A 4,474-nucleotide genomic window follows, 5' to 3' on the forward strand; every position below is an offset into this window, starting at 1 on the left:
CGTATGAGCTATACCCAGTCGTGCATCGTTGGGCTTGAGGCCTAACAATTCGTCCAAGCCGACACCGCTTCGCGGCGCGGCTTGACTCAGGTGTTAGGGCCCATGTGGAAGATCATCGCACTCGCCACAATGCTTCTTCCGCTCGTATCCGGAGCGACGTCGCATAGCGATCTCGCATGGATGGAGCAGCTCGAACACGCCAGCGAGAGTCGAGCTCCCCTATCGGAAACGCTCAAGCTCTTGGGTCGTCCTTACCACACGGCAACTGTTACCACGGCTGGTGGTGCCTACGCGGAGCCCAACCAACCCCGTGTCTGCACGCCTCTTCCCGCTGGCCGCATTCTGCGCGTCGTTACATATCGTCATCCGGCCCAGGCGCACATGGAGAGTCGCTTCTACTTCGAAGGGCAGCAAATGCGCTGCCACACCTGGTACTTCGTTGATGCGGCCCGAAGGCCTCAGAATGGGCCCTAACAATTCGTCCAAGCCGACGCCGCTTCGCGGCGCGGCTTAACTCAGGTGTTAGACCCCATTGGTGAGAATCATGTATTCGCAAGAGCAATTTGAAGCCACGTTTCGCTCTCTCGATACCGATGCGCTTCTTGAGCGCTTGGCTACCCGAGAGTTGACCGACCAAGCGCACCTCGCGGCCGAAGTCGTGCTGCGCGAAAGGGGAATTGATCCTTCGGAACTTCCTGGTCGCCTGCACGAGGCAAAGAAGGACGCATTGCGCCGTACAGGAGTCACTAACCAATGTGACTTCTGCAGTAAGGCCATCATGGGCGTGCCCATTGTTGCCGAGGGCCAAAAGTTCTGCGGTCAGGCCTGCCATTACACGTCGAGGCTGCGTATTGCTGCTGTAGACGTATCTGAGGACGAAGCCCAGGCGAAAGCGATTCAACTTAAGTCGAGTCCCTGCCCGGTCTGTCGAGCCGCGAGAACCAGACCGGACATGTATGGGGCGGAGTACGTCACTTCCGCCGTCGTCTTCACGCGCTGGAAAAAGGAATGGCGACTCTCTTGTCATTCCTGCGCACGGTCAGCCGCTGCGTGGGCTTCTGCTCATTGCCTTGGGCTCGGCATCTGGAGTTTGTACGGTCTACTGCGCGCACCCATCGGCGTGCTCTACAACCTCGGCGAGGCGCTCGTCTCACTTGAGGCTGGACCGCCTTCTCCACGCTTGGTTGACCACGCTCGACTTGTCTTGGCTCGCCAGCGAATGTCCGGTGCAGCTGCAGCATCGCATGGGGTCTAACAATTCGTCCAAGCCGACGCCGCTTCGCGGCGCGGCTTAACTCAGGTGTTAGGCCTCATGAGAACCATCCTCGCACCCATTGCTCTTCTCCTCGCTGGTGCTGCACGCCCGGCGATCGCCGCCGATGGCGCGCCGCTTCATGCCGCGCCTTCCACGGAAGCATGCGAAATGTTTTCGAACGGATCAGAGCAGTTCGTATTGGACTCCTCCCTGCACGTGGCCCAGTTGGCAGGAAGCGAGCCGTTTGTTTTGCCCGCCGGCGCGCCAACCGACGTTGGTTTCATCCGCTGCGAGCGAGCGGGCCTTCTACCTCTGCCAGGTGACTACAAGGTCTTGGCTGCCGGCTATCCGCTTGTCATCGTCGCAGGGAGCCGGATAGCTGTCCTTGAGGTTTCCGAGGGTCGTGTGAACTTCCGCACGCTTGAAGGAGAGTTCACGGAGCAGGAGATTCCGCTCATTCAAGCCTACGTAAACAGGGTGCAGCCGCTGCTGGATGACCCGGCGATGATGCCTAACAATTCGTCCAAGCCGACGCCGCTTCGCGGCGCGGCTTAACTCAGGTGTTAGGCCCTGCAGGAGAGTTTATGGAAAGCCGAAATCCCTACTGCGCTCCCGGCAGTGATGTGTCGCCGGCCGATAGCCCACGCGGCCGTACAACGCGATACCTGTTAGCAGCGCTCTCTGCCGTCCAAGTAAGCGTCTGGCTGCTGTCGCTGCAGAGCCTGTTGGGCCTCACGCGGGAGGGTGATATCTCAGCGATCGCCCTACTGGGCTGTTTAGCTTCGGCCGCCGCACTTGTCGTAGCTGGCTTCCTCGTCATTCCCAAGTCCCGCATCAGCCGTTGGTTCTACGCGGCGTCGGCCCTGTTGGCTGCGTCCGTGTTCACGTCAGTACCGGTGCCGGCAGCGAAGACCGCCCTGCTCATCGGTCTGGTTTGCTCCGCTACTACTTGGCTGTTGCCGCGATCTCATCGGGCAGTGGCCTAACAATTCGTCCAAGCCGACGCCGCTTCGCGGCGCGGCTTAACTCAGGTGTTAGGCCTTAGACCAAACGTAATGGCGAACTGGGATCCGTTTTCTGCCGCGTTTATCGGCTGCGTGCTTGCTGGGATTGCCGCGTGGGCCGTTGCGCTTGTAGCCAGTTGGCTATTGCCCCGCGAGATTCGCGGCTTTCGCCCCAAAATGGTCGCAGGCCTTTGGGCCGCGGCGGTTAACCCGAGCTCTCCCTACCGCTGGCGGGCCAGGGTGTGCGGCCTGGCCTATGTAGCATTCGTACTCGCTTGGGTCTCGGCTCTCGTTGTCTATCAGCACGTAGCTAAGGCCTAACAATTCGTCCAAGCCGACGCCGCTTCGCGGCGCGGCTTAACTCAGGTGTTAGGCCCCGGAACACACTTATGACGCGCTTACGACATTTGGGAATCTTTCTCCTCGCGGCGATAGCGAGTACCGCACACGCCGCGGCGAGTCTCGCAAACGCGCCCGTTGCCGTTCGACAGACTTATGCAGATAAAAGTGCCAGCCAATTGAATTGTGCTCGGGCTGGTAGCCGGCATCAGTGCTCGTTTCACTTCGTCGGCGGCCATGGCGAAAGAACGTTCCCAGTTGATCTTGGTCAGTACCGGCTTCTAGCGGGCGCCACGGTCCCGGAGTTTTCGGTCTGGTCCGTACCGGACAGTCCCAACTTCTCCGTTGCCGTCGCGGTAGCCTGCCAGCCGGAAGACTTGGCTCTCGTGCCAGACGAAGATGAGCTATATGTGGAGTGCCGGCTGTTTTTGAAGCAGTCCGGGCACTCTCTTAATCCCGAACGGTCGGAGATTCAGTCCGTCCGCTCACCGCTCGCCCCGATAAGTCGCAAAATCGCCGGGGCCTAACAATTCGTCCAAGCCGACGCCGCTTCGCGGCGCGGCTTAACTCAGGTGTTCGCCCGCAGCATCTCGTTCTGGTGGTTGGGTGACATGCACGCTGCTCCACCTTCTGCTGCCTCGGCTGTTTTCGCAGCAGCTTCGGAACGATCACGCTGCGCCTCGCCACGTCTGGCGGCAGAAACGTGCTTATAAGTCCGCGCGGCATCTCGCGGCGCGGCGCAGCTGTCGGCCTTCGGTCTTTGCTTCGGCCGCATCCAGCGGGGCGCCTCTTGTTTGGTCCGGCGGCAATTTTCGCGCTTGGCGTATCCGGCGGCATCCCGCGGCGCCTGCCCGGTTCTCGCGCCTTCGGCCGCACGGTGCTTTGCGGTAGTCTCGCGTCGAACTAGTCGTTCAACCCGACGCCGCTTCGCGGCGCGGGTCAACTCCGGTGTTAGAGCGCTCGAATGCCTTATCTACTTCTTGCAGTCATGGCGGTCGCGGTCGTCGCCTTCGCATCTCCGGCCTTTAGCATTTCCTTTTTCCTGCTCGCCGGGGCGATTCCCGCCACGGTGAAGATCACCGCTGAAAGATTCATCGATCTGGAATTTTCATTCGCTCAGTCCGCCCGTGCGGTTGCTTACGCGTTCGGCCTGTCTGTGGTGTTTATCCTTGCGCTCTTGAGCTTTGGTCACGGGTCCGCGACCCTTGGGCCGCTGCTAATTGCGGTCCTGGCCGGCTGTTACGTGCTTGGATTCAAGTGGGGTCTAGGCACTTCTTTCGGAGCCAGCGCGGCAATAGCCGGCGTCAGCACCGTGATTTCCGCGCTGTTGATTGCCATTGTCCGGTTCGCGCTCTAACAATTCGTCCAAGCCGACGCCGCTTCGCGGCGCGGCTTAACTCAGGTGTTAGGCCCCTAATTGGGAGATCGCTGTGACTGAAAATCGATGGCCGCGGAACCAGTACACGGGACCGGGTGGCGGTCGCTACACCGGACCAAATGGCGGCCTCTACACGGGGCCAGGTGGCGGTGCATACACCGGACCTGGAGGAGGCATGTACACCGGTCCAGGCGGTGGCTGTTACACCGGGCCGGGTGGCGGCCTCTATACCGGCCCCGGCGGCGGTTGCTACACCGGTCCTGGTGGCTGTCTTTATACGGGCCCCGGCGGCGGTCTCTACACCGGCCCTGGTGGCGGGCTGTACTCGGGGCCGGGTGGCGGCATGTACACGGGCCCGGATAGCAACGTGTACATGAGCAACATCCCGCCGTGGGAAGTTCTCGTCGAGCATCTCCGCGAACACGGCCAGACTCAGCTCGCGGACTTGATCGCACGGCATCTCTAATGCGGTGGCCGCGTACGGGGCCTAACAATTCG

At 61.1% G+C, this 4,474-nt stretch carries 3 protein-coding genes; all 3 read left to right on the forward strand.

Going from position 1 to position 4,474, the window contains the following annotated elements; translation table 11 throughout:
• Window positions 1–544: 544 nt before the first annotated feature.
• On the forward strand, window positions 545–1,255 hold the full coding sequence (locus tag ACKTTN_RS14430; protein WP_407910606.1) for a hypothetical protein: 711 nt from the start codon (window positions 545–547) through the stop codon (window positions 1,253–1,255).
• A 57-nt stretch (window positions 1,256–1,312) separates the two neighbouring features.
• The gene (locus ACKTTN_RS14435; RefSeq protein WP_407910607.1) at window positions 1,313–1,810 is read left to right on the forward strand and encodes a hypothetical protein; all 498 of its coding nucleotides are present in this window, start codon (window positions 1,313–1,315) and stop codon (window positions 1,808–1,810) included.
• Window positions 1,811–3,562: 1,752 nt separating this feature from the next.
• Window positions 3,563–3,955 carry a hypothetical protein gene (locus ACKTTN_RS14440; protein ID WP_407910608.1) on the forward strand — a complete coding sequence of 131 codons (393 nt, stop codon included), beginning with the start codon at window positions 3,563–3,565 and terminating at the stop codon, window positions 3,953–3,955.
• The last annotated feature ends 519 nt before the right edge of the window (window positions 3,956–4,474 follow it).

The organism is Lysobacter claricitrinus (genome assembly GCF_045866565.1).
GTDB classification, from domain to species: Bacteria; Pseudomonadota; Gammaproteobacteria; order Xanthomonadales; family Xanthomonadaceae; genus Cognatilysobacter; species Cognatilysobacter claricitrinus.

What these genes read in the sequence shown, in the direction of transcription:
- ACKTTN_RS14430 (WP_407910606.1), top strand. Translation starts at nt 545, where the DNA reads ATGTATTCGCAAGAGCAATTTGAAGCCACGTTTCGCTCTCTCGATACC.
- ACKTTN_RS14435 (WP_407910607.1), top strand. Translation starts at nt 1,313, where the DNA reads ATGAGAACCATCCTCGCACCCATTGCTCTTCTCCTCGCTGGTGCTGCA.
- ACKTTN_RS14440 (WP_407910608.1), top strand. Translation starts at nt 3,563, where the DNA reads ATGCCTTATCTACTTCTTGCAGTCATGGCGGTCGCGGTCGTCGCCTTC.